Source organism: Kribbella sp. NPDC048837, assembly GCF_055586945.1.
The window spans coordinates 372,817-393,433 of sequence record NZ_JBVJHF010000001.1; the positions used below are offsets into that span (position 1 = coordinate 372,817).

The following is a 20,617-nucleotide window of genomic DNA, read 5'->3' on the forward strand; positions in this document are numbered from 1 at the left end:
TTTATATTCACAGCTTATGGACATGGTCGACCGGCGCGCCCAAGGCCTCACCCCAACTCCTTGACGATCTACAGGAGCGTCAGGCCTGGAAGGGGACGCCGGACTGGCGTCCCCTTCCTCGGTTATCGGCGGGCGGCTGGGGCTGCTAGTGGGGTGGCGATGGCGGATTCGTCGATGTCTACTACGGCGCCGCTGAACTGGGCGTTGTAGAGGCGGGCGTAGGCGCCGTCGGCGAGGAGGAGCTCGGTGTGGGTGCCTTGTTCGACGATGGCGCCGTTCTCCATGACGAGGATGAGGTCCGCGTCGCGGATGGTGGACAGCCGGTGGGCGATCACGAAGCTGGTGCGGTCGGAGCGGAGCGCAGCCATCGCTCGCTGGACCAGGACCTCCGTGCGGGTGTCGACCGAGCTGGTGGCCTCGTCGAGGATGAGGAGCTGCGGGTCGGCGAGGAACGCCCGGGCGATGGTGAGGAGTTGCTTCTCACCGGCGCTGACGTTGCTGCCTTCCTCGTCGATCACCGTGTCGTACCCGTCGGGCAGGCTGTGCACGAACCGGTCGACGTACGTCGCCTTGGCCGCGGCCAGCATGTCCTCCTCGGTGGCGTTCAGGTTGCCGTAGAGGATGTTGTCCCGGATCGTGCCGCCGAACAGCCAGGTGTCCTGCAGCACCATGCCGATCCGCGACCGCAGGTCGTGCCGGGTCAGCTCGGTGATGTCGACACCGTCGAGGGTGATCCGGCCGCCGTTCAGCTCGTAGAACCGCATCACCAGGTTGACCAGTGTGGTCTTGCCGGCCCCGGTCGGGCCGACGATCGCGACCGTCTGGCCGGGCTCGGCGACCAGGCTCAGGTCGGTGATCAGCGGCTTCTCCGGGTCGTACGAGAACGACACGTGCTCGAACTCGACCCGCCCGCGGGCATCGGTGACCTTCGCCGGTGTCGCGTCCTCCGGCACCTGCTCCTCGGCGTCCAGCACCTCGAAGACCCGCTCGGCCGAGGCGACCCCGGACTGCAGCAGGTTCGCCATCGAGGCCACCTGGGTGAGCGGCTGGGTGAACTGCCGCGAGTACTGGATGAAGGCCTGGACGTCACCCAGCGACATCGTGCCGGAGGCGACCCGCAGACCGCCGACGACCGCGATCACCACGTAGTTGACGTTCCCGATGAACATCATCACCGGCATGATCAGCCCGGAGATGAACTGCGCGCCGAACGCGGCCTGGTACAGCTCCTCGTTCTTCTGCGCGAAGCTCGCCTCGATCTCCTTCTGCCGGCCGAAGACCTTCACCAGCTCGTGCCCGGTGAACGCCTCCTCGATCTGGCCGTTCAAGGCGCCGGTATGACGCCATTGCGCGACGAACCGGACCTGCGACCGCTTGGCGATCGCCGCGGTCAGGATCATCGAGATCGGGATCGTGACCAGCGCGATCAGGGCGAGCAGCGGCGAGACCACGATCATCATCGTGACCACGCCGACCACCGTCAGCAGCGACGTGAGCAACTGGCTCAGGGTCTGCTGCAGGCTGGTCGAGATGTTGTCGATGTCGTTCGTCACCCGGCTGAGCAGCTCACCGCGGGGCGCGCCGTCGAAGTAGCTCAGCGGCAGCCGGTTCAGCTTGTCCTCGACCTCGGACCGCAGGGCGAGGATGGTCCGCTGGACCACGCCGTTCAGGATGTAGCCCTGGGCCCAGGACAGGAAGAACGCGCCGACGTACAGGCCGAGCACCATCATCAGGACGTTGCGCAGGGCATCGAAGTCGATGCCGACGCCCGGGATCAGGTCGATCCCGCCGAGCAGGTCGGCGAGCCGGCCGTTGCCGGAGGCCCGGGTCTGCTCGATCACCTGGTCCTTGGTCAGGCCGGCGGGCAGTCCCCTGCCGATCGCGCCGGCGAAGATGATGTCGGTGGCCCGGCCGAGGATCTTCGGACCGAGCACCGACAGGCTGACGCTGCCGACCGCCAGCAGGATGACGCCGGAGACCTGGAGCCGGGCCGGCCGCAACCGCCCGAGCAGCCGCTTGGCCGACGGGAGGAAGTTCAGCGACTTGTCCCCCGGGATCCCACCGGGTGGCCCGAACGCACGGCCGGTCGTCGGCCGCTCGGTCGCCTTGACGGTCGTCGCGCCGCCGGCCGGCGCCGGCGCCTGACCGTTCGGCGCCTGTCCGTTCGGCGCCTGACCGTTCGGTGCCTGTCCGTTCGGTGCCTGTCCGTTCGGAGAGGCGGCCGGGGCTTGCTTGTCCTCGCTCATGCCGCCTCCTCCGCGGATCGCTGGGACTCGACGATCTCGACGTACGTCGGGCAACTGTCGAGCAACTCCTGATGGGTCCCCTTGCCGACGATCGCGCCGTCCTCGATCACCACGATCTGGTCGGCGTCGATGATCGTGGACACCCGCTGGGCGACGATCACCATGCAGGCGTCCGCCGTGATCGGCCGGAGCGCGGCCCGCAGGCGGGCGTCCGTGGCCAGGTCGAGCGCCGAGAACGAGTCGTCGAACAGGTAGATCTCCGGTTTGCGGACGAGCGCCCGCGCGATCGCCAGTCGCTGCCGCTGACCGCCGGAGACGTTCGTACCGCCTTGCGCGATCGGCGCGTTCAGCCCTTCCGGCATCGCCTCGACGAAGTCCTTGCCCTGGGCAATCTCCAAGGCTTCCCACAGCTCGTCGTCGGTGGCCTCCGGGTTCCCGTACCGCAGGTTGCTGGCCACCGTCCCGGAGAACAGGTACGGGCGTTGCGGCACCAGGCCGATCCGCTCCCAGAGGGCCTCCGGATCGATGTCGCGTACGTCGATGCCGTCCACCAGCACTCGCCCTTCGGTGGCGTCGAACAACCGCGGGACCAGCGACAACAGCGTGGTCTTGCCCGCGCCGGTGCTGCCGATGATCGCCGTCGTCTGCCCCGGTGACGCAACGAAGTTGATGTTGTGCAGCACCGGCTCGGCGGCCCCGGGGTACTTGAACGAGGCGTTGTCGAAGACCAGCTGGCCGCGTCCGGTGAAGGTCGTGATCGGGGTGACCGGCGGCCGGACCGAGGACTCGGTGCCGAGCACCTCGGCGATCCGGTCCGCGCAGACCGAGGCCCGCGGCACCATGATCATCACGAACACGCCCATCATCACCGAGAACAGGATCTGGATCAGGTAGCTCAGGAACGCGGTCAGCGCGCCGACCTCCATCGTCCCGTTCTCCACCCGGGAGGCCCCGAACCACAGCACCGCGATGCTGGACAGGTTCAGGATCAGCATGACGACCGGGAAGACCAGCGCCATCAGCCGGCCCGCTCGGATGGCCGTGTCGGTGAGGTTCTGGTTCGCCACGCCGAAGCGCTCGACCTCGTGCGGCTCCCGGACGAAGGCGCGGACCACCCGGATGCCGGTGATCTGCTCGCGCAGCACCCGGTTCACCCCGTCGATGTTCTTCTGCATCTTCCGGAACTGCGGGACCATCCGGCTGGCGATGAACCCGATCGAGGCCGCCAGCAACGGCACGGCGACGGCCACCAGCCAGGACAGGCCGATGTCCTCGCGGACCGCCATGAACACGCCGCCGACCATCGTGATCGGTGCCGCGACCAGCATCGTGCAGGTGGTGACGACCAGCATCTGGATCTGGGTGACGTCGTTCGTGCTGCGCGAGATCAGCGTCGGTGCGCCGAACTGGTTCACCTCGCGGGCGGAGAACTCGCCGACCCGGTGGAAGACCGCGGCCCGGACGTCGCGGCCGAACAGCGCCGCCGTCTTGGCACCGAAGTACACCGCGATGACCGTGCAGATGATCTGCAGCAGGCTGACACCGAGCATCCAGCCGCCGGTGGCCATGATGTAGCCGGTGTCGCCCTTGGCCACACCGTTGTCGATGATGTCGGCGTTCAGGCTGGGTAGGTAGAGGGAGGCGATCGTCCCGACCAGTTGCAGGGCGACCACCAGGGACAGGTTTCCCACGTACGGACGCAAGTGCGTACGCAAGACGCTAACTAACATCAATCATCCCCAGAGTCGTGATGGCGGCCGCCGTCGAGCGCGGGCTCGGCGACGTCCCCGGTGGCCGGCGGCTGATCTCGATTTGGACAGCTCACCGCGTCCGGGCCGGTCGTGCGCTTGCGGACACCGTCGAAGGCGAAGTCGACGATCTCCTCGGCGGTCAGCGCCTTGCCGCCGGAAATCATTGGGTGGGTGGCCGAGAAGGTGAGCATGCCGATCATCCGGACCACCTCCTCGGGCGAGCACCTCAGCTGGTCCGCGTCCGGCCGGAGCAGCTCGGCGAACGCGGCGTTGGCGAGGTCCGACTGCCGCTTGCGGCGGGCCTCGTCCATCGGTGTGGACTTGAGATCGGGTGGGCGCCGCAGCCGCAGCGCGAACATCAGCTTGAAGACGCCGCGCAGCCGGTTCTGGCCGACCTCGACGGCGGCGATGGTCCGCTCCCGCAGCGGCAGCGAACGGTCGATCCGCTCGAGCGCCGTGATCAGGTCGCTGGTGTCCATGGCGGACGCCATCGTCGCGTCGATCAGCGCGTCCTTGCTCCCGAACGCGCGGAAGATCGTGCCTTCGGCGATCCCGGCCGCCTCGGCGATCTGCTTGGTGCTCACCTCGGTCCCGTACTCCTCCAGCAACGGCAGCGTGGCCCGCACGATGGCGGCGCGCCGTTCTTCGGGTGGGAGTGGAGTCGCTCGTGGAGTCACGCTTCGAGGTTAACTGAGTGAGTACTCACTCACAACTATATTCATACTTGTGGCGCAGACCGGTTCGCCACCAGCGTGGAAACGCCGTCCAGGAGCCGTTCCAGACCGTATTCGAACGCGTGATCGGAGTCGTACGGGGCGTCGAACTCATTCCCGACCGCGGTCCCGACCCGTGACGCCAGCGGGAACTTCTTGCTGTCGCCGATCTGGTCCAGGTGCGGTACGTGCGCCAGCCACCACTCCTTGTCCGTGATCCCGGACCGCTGGATCACCTGCCGCGCCTCCACCGCCGTACGCACGGCGCCGTGCACGTACCCGTTGACCAGGGCGACGGTGTCGTCCATCTCGATGTCGGTCAGCCCGATCCCGTCGACCGCGGCCAGCTCGTACTCGTACTTGGCCATCACGTTCGGGCCGAGCGGCGGCCGGCTGACGGCGACGTGCAGCATCCAGGGATGGCGGAGATACAGCTCGCGGTTCTCGCGGGCGACCTCGTCGAGCCTGGCCCGCCAGTCGCCGTCGACGTCGCGTCGCGGGAGTTCGCCGTACACGGCGTCCAGCATGACGTCGAGGAGCTCGCCCTTGCCGGGGAAGTAGCGGTACAGCGTCATCGCGCCGGACCCGACCTCGTCGGCGACGCGCCGCATCGACAGCGCGGCGAGACCCTCGGTGTCGGCGACCCGCAGTGCGGCCTCGACGATCTGGTCGACCGTCAGGGCCGGCTTGGGTCCGCGCGTCGGCTGCGGACGCCGGCGCCACAGCAGTTCGAGACTCTTCGCCGGGTCCCCGCTGCCGCTGTACTCCTGGTTCATGGGCGCGCTTCTTCCGGATTGGCTAGGTGGTCCGGTTACCTCGTACACTGTACCCAGTTAGGAAAGGGTTTGACCTCAAGGGTTGTCGAGGTTCTAGCGTCGGGTTTTGTCGGTGGTGTCCGGAATCATCGACTTCCCCGATCGACCGATTCATCGGAGCACAGCCGTGAGCATGGAGATGACCGCGTGGAACTCGCTGTACCACGCGATGCACGCCCAGGACGAGAAACGCCCGTTCTCACGGGCCACACTGAAACGCATCCTCGCCTTCGCGCGGCCGCACCGCAAGCAGCTGGTCTGGTTCCTGGTGCTGAGCGTCGTCGCGGCCGTCCTCGCGGTCGCCACACCGGTGCTGGCCGGGAGGGTGGTCGACGCGATCGTGGGCGGCAAGGCGTTCAGCGTCGTGCTGCAGCTGGCTGTGCTGATCGCGGTGATCGCGATCGCCGAGGCGGGGATCAGCATGCTCACCCGATGGCTGTCGGCCGGGATCGGTGAGGGCCTGATCCTGGACCTGCGGACGGCCGTGTTCGACCACATCCAGCGGATGCCGATCGCGTTCTTCACCCGGACCCGGACCGGCGCATTGGTCTCCCGGCTGAACAACGACGTGATCGGGGCGCAGCGGGCGTTCAGCGACACCCTGTCCGGCGTGGTCAGCAACGTGGTGATGCTCGTGCTGACGCTCGTGGTGATGCTCGGGGTGTCGTGGCAGATCACTCTGCTCGCGCTGATCCTGTTGCCGGTCTTCGTCGTACCGGCCCGCCGGATCGGGACCCGGCTGGCCGGGCTGCAGCGGGAAGCGGCCGACTACAACGCGACCATGAGTACGCAGATGACCGAGCGGTTCTCGGCGCCGGGCGCGACGCTGGTGAAGCTGTTCGGACGGCCGGCGCGGGAGTCGGCGGAGTTCGCGATCCGGGCGCGCCGGGTGCGGGACATCGGGGTGCGGACGGCGATGGTGCAGTGGATCTTCGTCACCGCGCTGACGCTGGTCTCGGCGCTGGCGCTGGCCGTGGTGTATGGGCTGGGCGGGTTCTACGCGTTGCGCGATCAGCTCGACGCGGGTGCGGTGGTGTCGATGGCGTTGCTGCTGACGCGGTTGTACTCGCCGCTGACCGCGCTCGCGAGCGCGCGGCTCGAGGTGATGACCGCGCTGGTCAGCTTCGAGCGCGTCTTCGAGGTGCTGGATCTCGAGCCGCTGATCAAGGACAAGCCGGACGCGGGCCGGGTGCCCGAGGGGCCAGTGTCGGTGGAGTTCTCCGGCGTCAGGTTCGCGTACCCGTCGGCGGACAAGGTCTCGCTGGCCTCGCTCGAGGAGGTCGCGAAGCTCGACACCCGCGGCGGGGTCGAGGTGCTGCACGACCTGTCGTTCCGCGCCGAGCCGGGGCAGATGGTCGCCCTCGTCGGCTCGTCCGGGGCCGGCAAGTCCACGATCGCGCAACTCATCCCCCGCTTGTACGACGTCGACGCCGGCGCGGTGAAGCTCGCCGGAGTGGACGTCCGTGACGTGTCGGCCGAGTCGCTGCGGGACACCCTCGGCATGGTCACGCAGGACGGCCATCTCTTCCACGACTCCATCCGGGAGAACCTGCTGCTCGCGCGGCCCGAAGCGACCGAGGACGAGTTGTGGGACGCGCTCACGCGGGCGCGGCTGGGTGAGCTGATCCGGTCGCTGCCGGATCAGCTGGACACGGTCGTCGGCGAACGCGGGTACCGGCTGTCCGGTGGTGAGCGGCAGCGGCTGACGATCGCCCGCCTGCTGCTGGCGCAGCCGCGGGTGGTCATCCTCGACGAGGCGACCGCGGCGCTGGACTCGACCAACGAGGCCGCTGTCCAGGCCGCACTCACCGAGGCTCTCGCCGGGCGGACCGCGGTCGTCATCGCCCACCGGCTTTCCACGATCCGTGCCGCGGACCAGATCCTGGTGATCGAGGCCGGCCGCATCCTCGAGCGCGGGACGCACACCGACCTTCTCGCCGCCGGTGGTCGCTACGAGGAGCTGTACCGCACTCAGTTCGACCAGCCCGACACCGAGGACACCCCGGAGGCACTCACGGTCTAGGCACGGTCCTTCCGTTCGAGTTGTGCCTTCTCCCCGGCGCAGACCAAGGGAGAAGGCACGAGGTCCTGGGGAGATCCCCTGATGTTGGTTGAGTAGGAGGGCGTTGGGTTGGTGGGTACGGGGCAGGAGTTGGCCGGGTGTGCGGTGGTGTTCAAGCCGGCGGATCCACCACGGGAGGGCCGGGTCGCGTTCTGGGATCCCGAGGGTGGGCCACTCCCCCTCGGCGTCGGTGAGCAGACCGAGCTCGACCTGGTCGTCGACGCGTCACCGCGCTCGGTCCGCGCCATCGAGCTCCCGATCGGCCAGGCCGTCCCCATCCTCGGCCGCGCCCGCCAGGCAGCCGCCGCCCACCCGTCCGCCGCCTTCTGGGGCGGCGCCGCCCTGATCGCCCTCCAGCTGGTTGCCCGAGGCAAGCTCCTCCCCGGCCTCTCCCCCACCGGCCACGACGCCTGGCGAGTCGGCCCCCTCGACCCCACCGACATCACCCGAATCCTCGAACTCGCCGAGGCCATGCCGCCGTCGGCCCGAGCCCTCCCCCTCCCGCCCGACGCATCCGTCCGTCCCACCGCCGGCTCCCCCGACAGCACCGGCACCCCTGTCGAGGCCGGAGGCTCCGCCACTCCAGCTCCGACGGCTGTGCGGCTGCCGGTGGCGGAAGATTTGTTGCGGGGGTTTCTGGATGCCGTGGCGGATGGCATGCCCAGGTCGCCGGCGGCTGCGAAGGCGCACCGGACCGGGGTGTTCGCGGGTGCCGCGCCGCAGCGGGCTGAACGTCTTCGGTCGTGGGCGGATGAGGTGTCGGTCGGGCTCGACACCGGGGTGCGGATCTCCTTGCGGATCGAGATGGCCGACTCGCTCGCCTTCAGCGCGGTCGTGCAGCTGCACAGCTTGAAGGATCCGACCCTCGTGCGTGACGCGTACGACGTCTGGGCCGAAGACGTCCCCGGCTTCGGACCGCGGGCCCGGATCGACACCACGCTCGCGATCCGCCGAGCGGCCCGCGTGTGGAACCCACTCGGCCGGCTGCTGGATTCCGCCGTACCGGATCGGATGGAGCTGGCCGACGAGGAGGTCGGCGAGTTGCTGGCCGGGTCCGCGCAGCGCTTGGCGTCGGCCGGCGTGGACCTGCACTGGCCGCGCAGCCTCGGGCGGGCGCTCACCGCGCGAGCGGCGATCACGTCGAAGAACGGACCGCCGAGCAACCTGCCCGGATTCTTCAGCGGCGGCGCGACCCTCGACTTCAGCTGGCAGGTTGCGCTCGGCAACGATCCCGACAGCGAGCCACTCACCGAAGCGGAGCTGGACCGGCTGGCCGAGGCGACCCGCCCGGTGGTCCGGCTGCGCGACCAGTGGATGCTGATCGAGCCCGACCTGGCCCGCAAAGCCCGGGAACGCATCCTCAAACCGGTCACCGCGATCGACGCCCTCGGTGCCGCGCTCACCGGCAGTACGGAGATCGACGGCCACCAGATCACCGTCACCCCGACCGCGTGGCTCGACGACCTGCGCGCCCGGATCGCCGATCCGGAGCGCGCCGACGAGCCGATCGACGCGCCGGCCGGACTCCAGGCCACCTTGCGCGACTACCAGCTGCGCGGACTGCGCTGGCTCGCCCGGATGACCTCCCTCGGCCTCGGCGGCTGCCTCGCCGACGACATGGGCCTCGGCAAGACGATCACGCTCATCTCCCTCCACCTCCATCGACAACAGTCGGACGACACCGCCGGCCCCACTCTCGTCGTCTGCCCGGCATCGCTGCTCGGCAACTGGGAGCGTGAGGTCCAGCGGTTCGCTCCGGGTACGCCGGTCCGGCGCTTCCACGGTTCGTCGCGGTCGCTCGACGATGCGCGGGAGGGTTTCGTGCTGACGACGTACGGGACCTTGCGGCGGGACGCCGTACGGCTGGCTGAGCATCGGTGGGCGCTGGTCGTCGCGGATGAGGCGCAGCACGTGAAGAATCCCTCGTCGGGTACGGCGAAGGCGCTGCGGACCGTCCCGTCGCCGGCGCGGGTGGCACTGACCGGCACCCCGGTGGAGAACAACCTGTCGGAGTTGTGGGCGATCCTCGACTGGACGACGCCGGGGCTGCTCGGACGATTGGGCACGTTCCGGACACAGTGGGCGACGCCGATCGAGGCGGACAAGGACGACGAGGTCGCGCAGCGGTTGGCGAAGCTGGTCCGGCCGTTCCTGCTCCGCCGGCGCAAGTCCGATCCCGGGATCGCGCCGGAGCTGCCGCCGAAGACCGAGACGGATCAGCCGGTGTCGCTCACTCGTGAGCAGGTCGTGCTGTACGAGGCGACCGTCCGCGAGCTGATGGCGGAGGTGCAGGCGAGCGACCGGATGGCGCGACGCGGCGCGATCGTCAAGCTGCTGACCGGGCTGAAGCAGATCTGCAACCACCCGGCGCAGTACCTGAAGGAGGGCGAGGACGCGCGCTTGACCGGCCGATCCGGCAAGCTCGAGCTGCTCGACGAACTCCTCGAGACGATCGTCGCCGAGGACGGTAGCGTGCTCGTCTTCACGCAGTACGTCGCGATGGCGCGGCTGCTCGAACGTCATCTGGCCGAGCGCGGGATCGGGACCCAGCTCCTGCACGGCGGGACGCCCGTACGGCGGCGCGAGGAGATGGTCGAGCGTTTCCAGGCCGGGGAGGCGCCGGTGTTCCTGTTGTCGTTGAAGGCGGCGGGGACCGGGCTGAACCTCACGCGGGCCGATCACGTCGTGCACTACGACCGGTGGTGGAATCCGGCGGTCGAGGACCAGGCGACGGACCGTGCGTACCGGATCGGTCAGACGCGGCCGGTGCAGGTCCACCGCTTGATCGCCGAAGGCACCATCGAGGACCGGATTGCGGCGATGCTCAGCAGCAAACGCGAGCTCGCCGAAGCAGTCCTCTCCGGCGGCGAGGCAGCCCTCATCGAACTCTCCGACACAGAACTAGCCGACCTGGTCCAACTCCGCGGAGGTCTCCGATGAGCCGGGGTCGCGTGGCTGCGCGAGGAGGTCTCCGATGACGGAAGCGCGGGGGTTTGTGGCTTTTGGGGCGCAGCGGCGGAGCACTCGGGGGCGGTCGTGGTGGGCTCAGGCTTGGGTACAGGCGCTCGAGGACACCTCGCTGGATGCGGATCAGCTTCGGAAGGGGCGGCGGTATGCCAACTCCGGGCAGGTCGGCGCGATCACGATCAGCGCGGGGCGGATCGCGGCGATGGTCTACTCACCCGACGACACGTACGAGGCCGTCGTCCACGTGGACGAGCTGACCGAGGACGCGTGGAGCCGGTTCCTCGATCAGGTCGCCGCACGGGCCGGGCACATCGCCGCATTGCTCGACGGTGACATGCCGCATGACCTGGTCGAGGCCGCCGCGGATGCCGGCGTACCTCTCCTGCCCGGCATCGGAGATCTCGACCCGAGCTGCACCTGCGACGGCTGGGAGCTGCCCTGCCAGCACGCGGCCGCGCTCTGCTACCAGGTCGCCTGGCTGCTCGACGACGACCCGTTCATCCTCCTCCTGCTCCGCGGCCGCTCCCGCGAAGACCTCCTGGACCAACTCCAAGCCCGAACCCGGTCCGCGACGACAACACGCGCCGACGGACCGGGGCGCTCACCGGCGGACGTGCGAGGTGACTCACCTGCCGACGGTCTGGGTAGGTCACCGGCCGACGCTCCGGGGGTCTCGCTCGGCGACGTGCTCGAAGCCTCGGTGCGCGCCTTGCCGCCGGTGCCAGATCTGCCGCCGAAGAGCACCGTCGACGACCTGGCCGTGAGCGGGATCGAGCCGCCGCACGGGTTCGCCCCGGCGACCCTCCCGCTGCTCGTCCTCGACGCCTCCCGCCGAGCCCGTGCACTCCTCAGCGCCCTGCTCCACGGCACAACGGAGCCGCAACCACTCGACGAATGGGCGGACGCGGTGCGCCTCGCGGCGGACTTCCCCGAGCTCACCACACCGTTGGCCGAGGCGACCGGACAAGATCTTGCCCTCGGCATCCAAGCCTGGCGGTACGGCGGCGCCCCCGGCCTCGACGTCCTCGAGCACACCTGGACGCCCGACCCAGCCGACCTCGCCCGAGCCCGCTCCGAGCGGCCGACGACGACCTCGCGATCAGCACCACCGGCAACCAGCTCACGGTCGGCAACGACCTCCAGCTCCGGCTGGACCACCTCGGCCGCTGGCATCCCTACCGCCAGGTCGACGGCACCTGGACCCCGTCAGCACCGGCCACGACGGACCCACTCGCCGCCCTGGCCACCGACTGGTAAATCCCGTGCGCCGCCGGCGACAGCCCACTAAGGTGACGAAGACTTCGGAGAAGGAGGTGAGTTGATGATTGCGCCGACCGGTGTCTTGGCATGCCCGATCGTCCAACTCACCGTGGGACCTGCCTGACGCAGCTCCCCCTTGCCCGAAAGGGATTCCGTTGTCCATCACCTGGAACACCCGCGTCGAGACTCCGGCCGACGTCGACACCCTCCGTGACATCACTCGCGATGCCTTCGGCCGGCAGTTCGAGGTCGACTTCCTCGACGCCCACCGCGCCGACCCGATCGCCTGGCTCCCCGGGCTCATGATCGTCGCGACCACCCCCGACGATCGGCCCGTCGCCTACGCGCTCCTCACCCGGTGTCACATCGGCGACACCCCGGTCCTCTCGCTCGGACCGGTCGCCGTGCTCCCGGCGTACCAGAAGCAAGGTGCCGGCAGCGCGGCCGTCATCGCCGCACTCGCCACAGCGCGTGATCGTGGTGAGCAGAGCGTGGTGGTGCTCGGGCACGCCGAGTACTACCCGCGCTTCGGGTTCCGGCAGGCGACCGGGTTCGGCGTGCATCATCCGGAGTACGACGGCCCGAACCTGATGGCGCTCGCGCTCGACGGTCTCGCCGTACCGGCCGGGGATCTGACCTACCCGGTCACCGCCTGACCGACACCCGCGCCGCCGGAGGCCGTGCTGCAGCGTCCGGCGGCCCGGGCGGCCGTCGGGTGTTGAACGTTCCACCCGGAGTACGGCGGGAGATCGTAAAAGGTTCAGCCAAACTCGCCGAATCACTTGCGCAGGTCCCTTGTATACATGAAACAGTCATCGGGACCGCCTACTCAGGAGCCCACGATGACTCGTCGACCTTCGTTCGCACTGAACCGCTCCAGTTGGAGCCACCGCCGCCGCACGGTGACCGCAACCGTCGCGGGGGTGATCGTGCTGGCCCTCGCCGGAACCGCCTGCTCCCCCGTCGAACCGGCCGGCAGCGACAGCGGTGGTGCGACCCAGTCGGCGTCCGGGCAGGACGTGTTCGGCGAGCCGGCCGACGCGGCGCAGGTCAAGCAGGGCGGCACGCTCACGGTCGCCCTGTCCGCCGACCCGGACAAGCTCGACCCGACGCTGTCGCGCAGCCTGTACTCGCGCTACGTCTTCCACACGATGTGCGAGAAGCTCTACGACCTCGGCCCGGACGCGAAGATCGTGCCGCAGCTCGCGACCGCGCTGCCGACCATCTCGGCCGACGGCCTCAGCCTGACCATCCCGCTCAAGCAGGGCGTGAAGTTCGCCGACGGCGGCACGCTCGACTCGAACGCGGTGAAGATCTCGATCAACCGCGGCCTGACGCTGGCCGGCTCCGGCCGCAAGAGCGAGCTCGGCCCGATCACCTCGATCGAGACCCCGGACCCGAACACCGTCGTGATCAAGCTGTCGAAGCCGTTCGCCCCGCTCACCGCGGCGCTGGCCGACCGGGCCGGCATGGTGCTCAGCCCGGCCGCGGTGGCCAAGCTCGGCGCGAACTTCTCCACCGCGCCGGTCTGCGTCGGCCCGTTCAAGTTCGCCAGCCGGGTCGCCCAGAACTCGATCAAGGTGGTCAAGGACCCGCTGTACTACGACGCCGCCAAGGTGCACCTGGACGCGATCGAGTACCGGATCATCACCGACTCGAGCATCCGCTCGGCCAACCTGAAGTCGGGTGACGCGCAGGTCGCCGACTCACTCTCGACGCAGGACGCGCCCACGCTGCAGAAGGACAGCAGCGTGACCGTGCTGCAGTCGCAGTCGCTCGGGTACCAGGGACTGACCATCAACATCGCCAACGCGAACGGGATCGGCAATCCGCTCAAGCAGCTGGACACCCCGATCGCGAAGGACCCGCGGGTCCGCCAGGCGCTCGCCCTGTCGATCGACCGCGAGGCGCTGGTGAAGTCGATCTTCAACGGACTGAACACGGTCGCCTGCTCGCCGATCTCGCCGAAGAGCGAGTTCACCTCCGACGCCGCGCAGGTCTGCCCGCCGCACGACCCCGCGAAGGCGAAGCAGCTGCTGGCCGACGCCGGCGTGAGTACGCCGTACAAGGTCACGATGATCACCTCGAACAACCCCGACAGCCTGCGGCTCGCGCAGGCGCTGCAGGCGATGGTCAAGGACGGTGGGTTCGACCTGGTGATCAAGCCGGTCGAGTACGCGTCGCTGCTGGACCAGCAGGACCGTGGTGACTTCGAGCTCCTGCAGCTGGGATGGTCCGGCCGGGTCGACCCGGACGCGAACATCTACAACTTCGTCGGCACCACCGGCAGCCAGAACGTGGCCGGCTACAGCAACCCCGACGTCGACAAGCTGATGACCGACGCCCGCCAGTCCACCGACAAGGCCCGGCGGATCAAGCTGTACGGCGACGTCGTCACGAAGCTCCAGCAGGACGACCCGCTGATCTACATGTACCGCCAACGCAACCTCACCGGCGTCTCCAAGAAACTGCTCGGCATCCAGGTCTACCCGGACGGCGTGATCAGGACGGCCTTCGCAGGATTCGCCAAGTGAGGGGGTATCTCCTCAATCGGTTGTGGCAGTCGGTCGTCACGTTGGTGCTGGCGACGATCGTGGTGTTCGCCGGCGTCCGCGCCCTGCCCGGTGACCCGGCGCTCGCGCTGGCCGGCGAGGACCGCGATCCGGAGTCTCTCCGCGCGATCCGGCAGCAGTACGGGCTGGACCAGTCGTGGCTCGTGCAGTTCTGGCAGTTCGTCAGCCACGCGGCGCGGGGAGACCTCGGGCAGTCGATCCGGACCGGTGAGCCGGTCCGGACGATGATCGTGAGCGCGTTGCCGGTGACGATCGAGTTGTCGGTGCTGGCGATCCTGGTGGCGAGCGTCATCGGGGTCGGCGCCGGCATCGTCGCCGCCGTACGACGTGGACGCCCGGCCGAGTGGGCCGCCAACGCGCTCGCCCTGCTCGGGCTCTCGGTGCCGAACTTCTGGCTCGGGCTGATGGCGATCCTCTACCTGTCCGTTGCCCTCGGCCTCTTCCCGGCGTCCGGCTTCGTGCCGTTCTTCACCGACCCGGTGGCGAACCTGCACCACCTGATCCTGCCCGCGCTCATCCTCGGCACCGGCCTGGCCGCGGTGATCATGCGCCAGACCAGATCCTCGATGCTCGACGCCCTGAGCGCCGACTACATCCGTACGGCGGAAGCCAAAGGCCTCCCGCCCCGCGAGGTGATCGGCCGGCACGCGCTGCGCAACAGCCTGATCGTGGTCGTCACGATCGTCGGCCTCCAACTGGGCGCGCTGATCTCCGGTGCGGTCGTGACCGAGCGGATCTTCGCGCTCCCCGGCTTCGGCAAACTCACCGTCGACGCCGTCTTCCAGCGCGACTACCCGGTGATCCAGGCCGTCGTCCTCGTCACGGCGACGGCGTACATCGTCATCAACCTGCTCGTCGACCTGCTGTACTCCGTCATCGATCCGCGGATCCGCGTCCGAGGTGATGCCTGATGGCCGTAGCCGAAGCTGTCACCGCCGGCACACCGCTGCGCAGCAATCGCAGCAAGGTGGTACGCCGGATCCTCCGCAATCCGCTCGCGATCACCGGCCTCGTCGTCCTCGGCATCGCCGTGATCCTCGCGGTGTTCGCCCCGTGGCTCGCACCGCACGACCCGACGCAGACGCATCTCGACCAGGCGTTCGCACCGCCGGGCACCGCCGGCCACCTGCTCGGCACCGACGACCTCGGGCGTGACGTCCTCACCCGGATCATGTACGGGCTTCGCGCCTCGCTCCACGTCGGCCTGCTCGCGGTCGCGACCTCGCTGGTCATCGGCGTACCGCTCGGCCTGATGGCCGGGTACTTCCGGGCGATCGACGCACTCATCTCCCGCTTCACCGACCTCGTCCTCGCGTTCCCGTTCCTGATCCTCGCGGTCGGGCTGGCGGCGATCCGCGGCGCGAGCCTCGGCAACGCGGCGATCGCGATCGGCATCGCGCAGATCCCGGGCGTGATCCGGATCGTGCGGTCCGAGACGCTGCGGCTGAAGTCGCTCGACTTCGTCTCGGCCGCGATCGTGGAGGGTGCCGGGGACGCCTGGGTGCTGGGCCGGCACATCCTGCCGAACGCGGCCTCGGTGATCATCGTCCAGGCGACCGTCGCGATCCCGGCGGCGATCCTCGGCGAGGCGGTGCTGTCGTTCCTCGGGCTCGGCATCCAGCCGCCCGCGCCCAGCCTGGGCACGATGCTGTCCGACGCCCAGCAGTTCGCGTCGCGGGCGCCGTGGGCCGCGGTGATGCCCGGCGTGGCGATCATGCTGCTGACCCTGGCCTTCAACATCGTCGGCGACAGTCTCCGCGACGCGCTCGACCCGAAAGCGAGCCGCCGATGACTGTGTCAACGAAGAGGCCAGTCCTGGAGGTCAAGGATCTGTCCGTCACCTTCCGGACCGAGGACGGCCCGCTGTCGGCCGTCGACCGGGTCAGCCTGGACGTCGGCGACGGCGAGGTGCTCGCGGTCGTCGGCGAGTCCGGCTGCGGCAAGAGCGTCACCGCGATGAGCCTGGCCGGCCTGCTCCCCCGGACCGCGACCGTCGAGGGTTCGGTGTCGCTCGACGGCACCGAACTGATCGGCGCGGACAAGCGCACGCTGCGGTCGATCCGCGGCCGCGAGGTCGCGTACATCTTCCAGGAGCCGATGACGTCGCTGAACCCGGTCTTCACGGTCGGCCACCAGATCGGCGAGGTGCTCCGCACCCACGTCGGCCTCGGCCGCCAGGCCGCCCGCGACCGGTCGATCGAGCTGCTCAAGCTGGTCGGCATCCCGTCCGCCGAGCGCCGGATCGGCGACTACCCGCACCAGCTCTCCGGCGGCATGCGCCAGCGCGTGATGATCGCGATGGCCGTGGCCTGCGACCCCAAGGTCCTGATCGCCGACGAGCCGACCACGGCCCTCGACGTCACGATCCAGGCCGGCATCCTCGACGTACTGCGTGGGCTGCGCGAGCGTCTCGGGACGAGCATCGTCCTGATCACCCACGACCTCGGAGTGGTCGCGGACCTCGCCGACCGGGTCGCGGTCATGTACGCCGGTCGCGTGGTCGAAACCGCCGACGTCCACCAACTGTTCGCCAACCCGCAACACCCCTATACAGCCGGCCTCCTCGGCGCATCACCGGCGGCCGGCCGCCATGCCGAGACTCATCGACTGAACGAGATCCCCGGTCTCGTCCCGGTGCTGACGGCGCAGCCCGACGCCTGTACCTTCGCCGACCGCTGCCGCAGAGCGGTCGACACCTGTACGACGTCCCAGCCGGAACTGACGGGTGGTCCGCACCGGGTCGCTTGCTGGAACCCGGTCCGAGAACCAGTGGAGGTGTGATGGACACCCACGCCCTGGAGGTCGAAGACCTCGTCATGCACTTCGGACCGGTTCGGGCCGTCGATGGTGTGACGCTGCGGATCCGGCAAGGCTCGGTCGTCGCACTGGTCGGCGAGAGCGGCTCCGGCAAGTCCACTGTCGGCCGGTGCATCGTCAGGCTGCTCGAACCGAGCGGTGGGACCGTCAGACTCGCGGATGCCGACATCACGCACCTCAACCGCCGCCAGCTCCGGCCGCACCGGCGAGACGTGTCCATCGTGTTCCAGGACCCGGCCGGCTCACTCGACCCGCGGCTGTCGGTCGGAGACATCGTCGGCGAGCCACTCCGGCTGATGCGCCGCAAAGACATCTCCACCAAGGTTGCGGAGTCGCTACGCCGGGTCGGACTCCGGCCGGAGGTCGCACAGCGGTCGCCGCACGAGCTGTCCGGCGGTCAGCGTCAGCGAGTGAGCATCGCCCGCGCACTGATCTCTGAACCGCGCCTCCTCGTGGCAGACGAGCCGACCAGCGCACTGGATGTGTCGGTGCAGGCAGCTGTGCTCAACCTGCTCGCGGACCTCCAGCGAGATCTCGGCTTCGCCTGCCTGTTCATCACCCACGACCTCTCCGCCGTGGAGTACCTCGCCGACGAGGTCGCGGTGATGTATCTGGGCCAGTTGGTCGAGCAAGGACCGCGGTCCCGCATCTTCGGCGCGCCAGCGCACCCCTACACCCAGGCGCTGCTGTCGGCGGCGCCCGTACCCGACCCTGCCGAGCAGCGGGCGCGGAAGCCCGTTCTGCTCGGTGACGATCTCCCCTCCGCCATCGACCCGCCGCCCGGGTGCCGCTTCCACACCAGGTGCCCGGTCGCCATCGACACATGCCGGACAGTCGTGCCGGAGTCGCGGGTGATCGGAGAGGGTGGACACCAGGTGGCCTGCCACCTCGTCAACGACGACGGCACCGGACCCGACGTACGCACAGTTCCCGAAGGAGCAACCCGATGACCTTCACCACCCGGCCCACGCTGCGCGGCACGTTCGGGATGGTCTCGTCCACGCACTGGCTGGCATCCCAGTCGGCGATGCGGATCCTCGAGCTGGGCGGCAACGCGTTCGACGCGGCCGTCGCGGCCGGATTCGTGCTGCACGTTGTGGAACCGCATCTCAACGGACCCGGCGGTGAGGTCCCGGCGATCGTCGCCACCGCGGACGACCCCACACCGCGCGTGCTGTCCGGTCAGGGCGTCGCACCGGCCGGAGCGACGATCGAGCACTACCGTTCGCTCGGTCTGACGCTCGTACCCGGCTCCGGACCGCTCGCGGCCACCGTGCCGGGAGCGGTCGACGCATGGCTGCTCCTGCTGCGTGACCACGGCACGCTGTCGCTGCGCGTCGTACTGGAGCTGGCTATCGAGTACGCACGCAACGGTCACCCCTTGGTGCCGCGCGTCGGTGACACGGTCAGCACGGTGCAGGAGCTGTTCGAGGAGCACTGGCCGACGTCTGCCGCGCTGTGGTTGCGGGACGGTCGCCCGGCGACGGGCAGGTTCCGCAACGAGGCGTACGCCGCGACGCTCGAGAAGCTCGTGACCGAGGGCGAGGCGGCCGGCGCTGACCGGCAGGCGCAGGTCGAGCGGGCGCGGAAGACCTGGCGGGAGGGGTTCGTCGCGGAGGCGGTCGACAAGTTCTCCCGGCTGCCGCACCGCGACTCCAGCGGCGAGGACCACGGCGGCCTGATCACCGGCGACGACATGGCCGCCTTCCAGGCGAGCTGGGAGGAGCCGGCGACGGTCGACTGGAACGGGTACACCGTCGCCAAGACCGGGCCGTGGGGCCAGGGACCGGGGTTGCTGCAGTCGCTCGCCGTACTGACCGAGCTGGGCGACGTCGACCTGGACAGCGCCGAGGGTGTGCACACGACGGTCGAGGTGATGAAGCTGTCGTACGCCGACCGCGAGGCCTGGTACGGCGACGGCGCCGACGTCCCGCTGAAGACGCTGCTCTCCCCCGCGTACGCCGCCGAGCGGGCCAAGCTGATCGGCCCGGACGCGAGCCTGGAATTGCGACCGGGTAGCCCGGACGGCCGCCGGCCCGTCCTGCCGTCGATTGCTGTGGGCAACGATCTCGGCGACGCGACCACCGGTGAGCCGACCGTCTCGTCCGGTGGGGTCACCCGCGGCGACACCTGTCACGTCGACGTGATCGACCGCTGGGGCAACATCATCTCCGCCACGCCGAGCGGCGGCTGGCTGCAGTCGTCGCCGACCATCCCGGAGCTCGGGTTCTGCCTCGGGAGCCGGGCGCAGATGTTCTGGCTCGAGGAAGGGCTGCCGGCTTCGCTGGCGCCGGGCAAGCGTCCGCGGACGACGCTCACGCCGACCTTGGTCCTGCGGGACGGACAGCCGGTGATGGCCTGTGGATCGCCGGGTGGCGACCAGCAGGACCAGTGGCAGCTGCTCTTCCTGCTGCGGCATCTGGGCAGTGGGATGGACTTGCAGGAGGCGATCGACGCGCCGGCCTGGCACACGACCGGCTTCCCGTCGTCGTTCTACCCGCGCACCACGGAGCCGGGCGGTCTGGTGATCGAGAGCCGCGTCAGCGCCGCCGTACGCGATGAACTCGCACGCCGCGGGCACGTCGTCACCGAAGGCGATCCGTGGAGCCTCGGCCGGTTGTGCGCCGTCCGCAAGGAGGCGGACGGCGTGCTGGCCGCGGCGGCCAACCCCCGCGGCATGCAGGGGTACGCCGTCGGTCGCTAAGCGCTTTCGGGCCGGCTGCTCATCGCGGCCTTGGCGGCGGCTGCCACGTGATCGCGTGCCGCGATGGTGGCCGCCGCCGAGTCGCCGGACTCGATCGTGTCGACCAGGCGGATGTGTTCCTCCCACGAGTGCGGGGCGCGCTGGGCGGCGCCGACGCGGAAGACCCAGTGGACGTGGTGGTACATCGCGGCCGAGATCGACAGCAGCCAGCGGTTGCCGCTGACCTCGATCACCGCGCGGTGGAAGGCGCTGTTCAGCTCGGCGACCTGGTCGAAGTCCTTCGCATCGGTCGCCGCGCTGGCCTCGTCGAGCAGCCGGCGCAACCGCGCCACGTCGGCCGTTGTCGCCCGCTCGGCCGCGAGTCCGCCCGCCAGCGTCTCCAACTGCTCCCGGACGGCGAACAGGTCGCGCACCGCGGTCTCGTCGAGGGTCGCCACCACGGCGCCCCGGCGCGGCAGGATGTGGACGAAGCCCTCGGCCGCCACCACGCGCAACGCCTCCCGCACCGGATTGCGCGACACCCCGAAGTCGTCCGCGAGCCGGGTCTCGGTCAGCCGTTCACCTTGCGCGTACTCGCCGTCCACGATCCGCCGGCGCAACTCCGCGAGTACTTGCTCGCGTAGCGCCACATGGTCGGCACCGATCGTACGCACGACGTCGTCACCCACACCCCCACCCGGCTGCTCCACCCCTTGCTCCTCTCCCCGTT

Annotated in this window: 15 protein-coding genes; 10 read left to right on the forward strand and 5 right to left on the reverse strand. The window is 69.5% G+C overall.

Annotation, left to right across the window (positions count from 1 at the left end):
• Positions 1–122 precede the first annotated feature (122 nt).
• From ACZ6O0_RS01870 to ACZ6O0_RS01885, 4 genes are read right to left on the reverse strand one after another with little or no spacing between them, the layout of a single operon-like run.
• Complete coding sequence (locus ACZ6O0_RS01870; RefSeq protein ID WP_465762911.1) at positions 123–2,246, reverse strand: ABC transporter ATP-binding protein; 2,124 nt, start codon at positions 2,244–2,246, stop codon at positions 123–125.
• Positions 2,243–3,976, reverse strand: a complete 1,734-nt coding sequence (locus tag ACZ6O0_RS01875) for an ABC transporter ATP-binding protein (protein WP_465762912.1) — start codon at positions 3,974–3,976, stop codon at positions 2,243–2,245. The genes ACZ6O0_RS01870 and ACZ6O0_RS01875 overlap by 4 nt, the downstream gene beginning before the upstream one ends.
• On the reverse strand, positions 3,976–4,674 hold the full coding sequence (locus ACZ6O0_RS01880) for a TetR/AcrR family transcriptional regulator (RefSeq protein ID WP_465762913.1): 699 nt from the start codon (positions 4,672–4,674) through the stop codon (positions 3,976–3,978). The genes ACZ6O0_RS01875 and ACZ6O0_RS01880 overlap by 1 nt, the downstream gene beginning before the upstream one ends.
• Before the next feature lie 41 nt (positions 4,675–4,715).
• On the reverse strand, positions 4,716–5,486 hold the full coding sequence (locus tag ACZ6O0_RS01885) for a TetR/AcrR family transcriptional regulator (protein WP_465762914.1): 771 nt from the start codon (positions 5,484–5,486) through the stop codon (positions 4,716–4,718).
• A 178-nt stretch (positions 5,487–5,664) separates the two neighbouring features.
• Here ACZ6O0_RS01885 and ACZ6O0_RS01890 point away from each other — a divergent pair, with 178 nt between their 5' ends.
• The 10 genes from ACZ6O0_RS01890 to ACZ6O0_RS01935 all read left to right on the forward strand — a co-directional run bounded on the left by ACZ6O0_RS01890 (position 5,665) and on the right by ACZ6O0_RS01935 (position 19,908).
• Positions 5,665–7,548, forward strand: a complete 1,884-nt coding sequence (locus ACZ6O0_RS01890) for an ABC transporter ATP-binding protein (RefSeq protein WP_465764051.1) — start codon at positions 5,665–5,667, stop codon at positions 7,546–7,548.
• Positions 7,549–7,659: 111 nt separating this feature from the next.
• On the forward strand, positions 7,660–10,527 hold the full coding sequence (locus ACZ6O0_RS01895; RefSeq protein WP_465762915.1) for a DEAD/DEAH box helicase: 2,868 nt from the start codon (positions 7,660–7,662) through the stop codon (positions 10,525–10,527).
• 34 nt (positions 10,528–10,561) lie between these two features.
• Entirely contained in the window at positions 10,562–11,842 is a 1,281-nt protein-coding gene (locus tag ACZ6O0_RS01900) for an SWIM zinc finger family protein (RefSeq protein ID WP_465762916.1), read from the forward strand.
• A 127-nt stretch (positions 11,843–11,969) separates the two neighbouring features.
• Entirely contained in the window at positions 11,970–12,470 is a 501-nt protein-coding gene (locus ACZ6O0_RS01905) for a GNAT family N-acetyltransferase (protein ID WP_465762917.1), read from the forward strand.
• Positions 12,471–12,656: 186 nt separating this feature from the next.
• Positions 12,657–14,348 carry an ABC transporter substrate-binding protein gene (locus ACZ6O0_RS01910; RefSeq protein WP_465762918.1) on the forward strand — a complete coding sequence of 564 codons (1,692 nt, stop codon included), beginning with the start codon at positions 12,657–12,659 and terminating at the stop codon, positions 14,346–14,348.
• Positions 14,345–15,298 (forward strand): ABC transporter permease, encoded by a 954-nt coding sequence (locus tag ACZ6O0_RS01915; protein ID WP_465762919.1) that lies wholly within the window; start codon positions 14,345–14,347, stop codon positions 15,296–15,298. Before ACZ6O0_RS01910 ends, ACZ6O0_RS01915 begins: the two co-directional genes overlap by 4 nt.
• Complete coding sequence (locus ACZ6O0_RS01920; protein ID WP_465762920.1) at positions 15,298–16,179, forward strand: ABC transporter permease; 882 nt, start codon at positions 15,298–15,300, stop codon at positions 16,177–16,179. The genes ACZ6O0_RS01915 and ACZ6O0_RS01920 overlap by 1 nt, the downstream gene beginning before the upstream one ends.
• The gene (locus tag ACZ6O0_RS01925; protein ID WP_465762921.1) at positions 16,176–17,168 is read left to right on the forward strand and encodes an ABC transporter ATP-binding protein; all 993 of its coding nucleotides are present in this window, start codon (positions 16,176–16,178) and stop codon (positions 17,166–17,168) included. Before ACZ6O0_RS01920 ends, ACZ6O0_RS01925 begins: the two co-directional genes overlap by 4 nt.
• Complete coding sequence (locus ACZ6O0_RS01930) at positions 17,168–18,154, forward strand: ABC transporter ATP-binding protein (RefSeq protein WP_465762922.1); 987 nt, start codon at positions 17,168–17,170, stop codon at positions 18,152–18,154. The genes ACZ6O0_RS01925 and ACZ6O0_RS01930 overlap by 1 nt, the downstream gene beginning before the upstream one ends.
• Entirely contained in the window at positions 18,151–19,908 is a 1,758-nt protein-coding gene (locus ACZ6O0_RS01935) for a gamma-glutamyltransferase family protein (RefSeq protein ID WP_465762923.1), read from the forward strand. The genes ACZ6O0_RS01930 and ACZ6O0_RS01935 overlap by 4 nt, the downstream gene beginning before the upstream one ends.
• On the opposite strand, the gene ACZ6O0_RS01940 is transcribed toward ACZ6O0_RS01935, so the two are convergent.
• On the reverse strand, positions 19,905–20,597 hold the full coding sequence (locus tag ACZ6O0_RS01940; RefSeq protein WP_465762924.1) for a GntR family transcriptional regulator: 693 nt from the start codon (positions 20,595–20,597) through the stop codon (positions 19,905–19,907). The genes ACZ6O0_RS01935 and ACZ6O0_RS01940 overlap by 4 nt on opposite strands.
• Between the last annotated feature and the right edge of the window lie 20 nt (positions 20,598–20,617).

Excerpts from the sequence above, each read along its gene's own strand:
- ACZ6O0_RS01870 (WP_465762911.1), bottom strand. The coding sequence starts at position 2,246 with ATGAGCGAGGACAAGCAAGCCCCGGCCGCCTCTCCGAACGGACAGGCA.
- ACZ6O0_RS01875 (WP_465762912.1), bottom strand. The coding sequence starts at position 3,976 with ATGTTAGTTAGCGTCTTGCGTACGCACTTGCGTCCGTACGTGGGAAAC.
- ACZ6O0_RS01885 (WP_465762914.1), bottom strand. The coding sequence starts at position 5,486 with ATGAACCAGGAGTACAGCGGCAGCGGGGACCCGGCGAAGAGTCTCGAA.
- ACZ6O0_RS01890 (WP_465764051.1), top strand. The coding sequence starts at position 5,665 with ATGACCGCGTGGAACTCGCTGTACCACGCGATGCACGCCCAGGACGAG.
- ACZ6O0_RS01900 (WP_465762916.1), top strand. The coding sequence starts at position 10,562 with ATGACGGAAGCGCGGGGGTTTGTGGCTTTTGGGGCGCAGCGGCGGAGC.
- ACZ6O0_RS01910 (WP_465762918.1), top strand. The coding sequence starts at position 12,657 with ATGACTCGTCGACCTTCGTTCGCACTGAACCGCTCCAGTTGGAGCCAC.
- ACZ6O0_RS01920 (WP_465762920.1), top strand. The coding sequence starts at position 15,298 with ATGGCCGTAGCCGAAGCTGTCACCGCCGGCACACCGCTGCGCAGCAAT.
- ACZ6O0_RS01925 (WP_465762921.1), top strand. The coding sequence starts at position 16,176 with ATGACTGTGTCAACGAAGAGGCCAGTCCTGGAGGTCAAGGATCTGTCC.
- ACZ6O0_RS01930 (WP_465762922.1), top strand. The coding sequence starts at position 17,168 with ATGGACACCCACGCCCTGGAGGTCGAAGACCTCGTCATGCACTTCGGA.
- ACZ6O0_RS01935 (WP_465762923.1), top strand. The coding sequence starts at position 18,151 with ATGACCTTCACCACCCGGCCCACGCTGCGCGGCACGTTCGGGATGGTC.